The organism is Syntrophorhabdaceae bacterium (genome assembly GCA_028713955.1).
In the GTDB taxonomy this organism is placed as follows: domain Bacteria; phylum Desulfobacterota; class Syntrophorhabdia; order Syntrophorhabdales; family Syntrophorhabdaceae; genus UBA5609.
The window spans coordinates 1-2,749 of record JAQTNJ010000344.1 but is presented as its reverse complement, the minus strand read 5'-3'; the positions used below and the strand labels follow the sequence as shown (position 1 = coordinate 2,749).

Here is a 2,749-nt window from a genome sequence, read left to right as displayed (position 1 = left end):
TTCATTCATGCAGCTTCGTTGCCTTCGTCGTCATCGACTCGACGTACTAAAATGTACGCCTCCGTCGCTTCCTCCTCGTCGCCTCGCTTCATTTTTGAATGCAACTCGGTATAATAGATTTTCCAGCCCTCTTTTTCCCGAAAAAATTGTCTTTTTAAGAGGTCCCAAAATCATCGGTGTTATTCTGAACAGTGCGTCATTAAAAGGTGAAATTTTTTCTTGACAAAAATTGACCATTAAAATATTGTATACAAAAATTATCTTTAAGCATTCTCCAGGGAGGAATAGAATATGGATTTCAGATTAACCGAGGAACAGGAATTTTTTAAAAAAACCATATCGGATACAATAGACAGAATGGTCGTTCCGAAGGCGCAGGAGATAGATGAAAAAGATGAGTTCCCTATTGAGTTGTGGAGAGATTTTACAAAGCTCGGCTATCTGGGTTTGCGTTATCCCGAAGAGGTTGGGGGTCTGAACGCGGACAAGATCATGTGCATGATCTTCTATGAAGAGATCGCCAGGGGTTCTGTCGGTTTTGCGCAGAGCGTCATTATGAATATCCTCATGGGTACATATTTTCTTTTCAGGTTCGGCAGCAAGGAGATCAAGGAACGTTGCCTCTACCCGGCGATCCGGGGAGAAAAGGTCGCTACCATGTGTTTTACGGAGGACCAATCAGGTTCCGACCTTGGGGCAACGAGGACCACGGCTGTAAGGGATGGGGACGGGTGGAGGATCAACGGCACCAAGATGTGGATAACAAACGGTTCCGTTTGTGATTTCTGTACTGTACTTGCCACAACGGATCCTTCAAAGGGATTAAAGGGCCTCAACTTCTTTCTTGTCGAAAAAGGAACGCCCGGTTTTTCCAATGGTCAGGTCCTCCACAAGCTTGGATGCAGGGGTACGGTAACCGGTGAGCTTGTATTCGATAACGTGTGGGTCCCTTATGAAAATTTTCTTGGTGAGGAGCTTGGGAAGGGTGTCTTTTATGTGAGCGATATCCTTGATGAGGTGCGGTTGATGACAGGGGCAATGGCCCTTGGTATAGCAAAGGGTGCCTATAATGAGGGCATCGAGTTTGCGAGAAAGAGGATAGCATTCGGCCAGCCGATCGGCAAATTCCAGTTGATCCGTGAAAAGTTCGCAGATATGGATACGCAGATGAATGCGGCGCGGCTCATGGTATATTATGGCGCATGGCTTCTTGAGAACGGCATGGATGTAAGGGTTCTGGCCGCTGAGGCAAAGATGTATGCAACAGAGGTATGTGCAAAGGTCGTTGACGAGGTAACGAGGATCTACGGGGCAAATGCCTTTGCCTATGAGTATACACCCCAGAGGTACTTCAGGGACGCCAGATTTCTCCTCTATGGCGGAGGCACCCAGGAGGTACTGAAAGATTTTATTGGCAGAACGATCCTCGGAAAGTTATAATAATCCACCCGCAGCATTAACCTGATAGCAATAAGGAGGTAGAACGTGAATATCCTGATCTTTATCAAACAGGTGGCCGATACAGAGGCACGTATCATCATTAAGAACGACAAGAAATCCCTGGAGATAGAAAACAAGTACAACATGAACTTTTTTGATGAATTCGCCGTTGAGGAGGCGGTAAGGATCAAAGAAAAACAAAAGGATGTCCAGATCACAGTGTGCACCATCGGCACCCAAAAGGCAGTTGAGGCGCTGAGGACTGCTATAGCGATGGGCGCTGACCGGGCCTTTTTGCTGGACAACAGCAAGGTGGCGATTGATGACCCGTTGGTTATCGCAAGGATACTTGCCGCATTCTCCGTGAAAGAAGGGTTTGATATGATCCTTTGCGGAAGGCAGGCCATCGATGACGAGAGCGCGAATGTGGGCGCCATGGTATCGGAGTTTTTGGGGATACCCCATGTAAGCGCTGTTCTCAAGATGGAACTCCTTGATGGGAATACCGTGAAGGTTGAAAATGAGATAGAGGGTGGGCGCGGGATCTCCGAGGTTACACTGCCTGCCTTATTCACAACGCAAAAAGGGTTGAACGAACCAAGGGTCCCGTTGATCACCGGCGTCATGAAGGCCATGAAGGCCGCTATCCCTGTTGTCGATCCGTTATCGCTTGATATCCCGGAGGAGACTATTGCAACGGGCGCCTCAAAGGTGACGATCCTTTCTTACGAATCACCACAGGAAAGACCACCGGTGAAGATTATTGATGGTGAAACCCCTGAAGAGAAGGTAAAAAACCTGATAAAGGCATTAAAAGAAGACGCAAAGGTCCTATAGGAAGGAGGAGACGATGCCGAAGGATGTTTTTGTATTCGTTGAATTGAAAGAAGGAACGGTCAGGAAGGTGTCCCTTGAATTGCTGTCAAAAGGAAAGGAGATCGCCGGACACTTTTCTTCCACCCTTTATGCGGTCCTTATCGGACATAATGTGAAAGAGGTTGCCGCGACAGTACAGCCCTTCTCGGACAAGGTCATTGTCATAGACAACGCAGATTTGGCAGATTACCGGTGGGATACCTATGCGGGTGTTTTTGAGGGTCTTCTCAAAAAATATAACCCTTTTGCCGTACTTGGCGGCTCCACGGTAACCGGCAAGGACCTTTTCCCCAGGCTTGCCGCGCGGTTTAACGGGGCAATGATCTCGGATGCCGTCGGCATAGTCTTCCACGACACCGGCATAAAGGTCAAAAAGCCGCTCTTCGGGGGAAAGGTCATATCATGGATCACCTGCAGCGAGGATTCGGTGATC

3 protein-coding genes are annotated in these 2,749 nt (G+C 48.1%); all 3 read left to right on the top strand.

What is annotated here, in order from left to right; translation table 11 throughout:
• Nucleotides 1-291: 291 nt before the first annotated feature.
• Complete coding sequence (locus tag PHU49_16780) at nucleotides 292-1,440, top strand: acyl-CoA dehydrogenase family protein (GenBank protein ID MDD5245664.1); 1,149 nt, start codon at nucleotides 292-294, stop codon at nucleotides 1,438-1,440.
• A 45-nt stretch (nucleotides 1,441-1,485) separates the two neighbouring features.
• A complete protein-coding gene (locus tag PHU49_16775) occupies nucleotides 1,486-2,277 on the top strand; it encodes an electron transfer flavoprotein subunit beta/FixA family protein (GenBank protein MDD5245663.1) in 792 nt (263 codons plus the stop codon).
• A 13-nt stretch (nucleotides 2,278-2,290) separates the two neighbouring features.
• The coding region (locus tag PHU49_16770; protein MDD5245662.1) for a hypothetical protein at nucleotides 2,291-2,749 on the top strand (459 nt) is incomplete at its 3' end.

Excerpts from the sequence above, each read along its gene's own strand:
- PHU49_16780 (MDD5245664.1), top strand. The coding sequence starts at position 292 with ATGGATTTCAGATTAACCGAGGAACAGGAATTTTTTAAAAAAACCATA.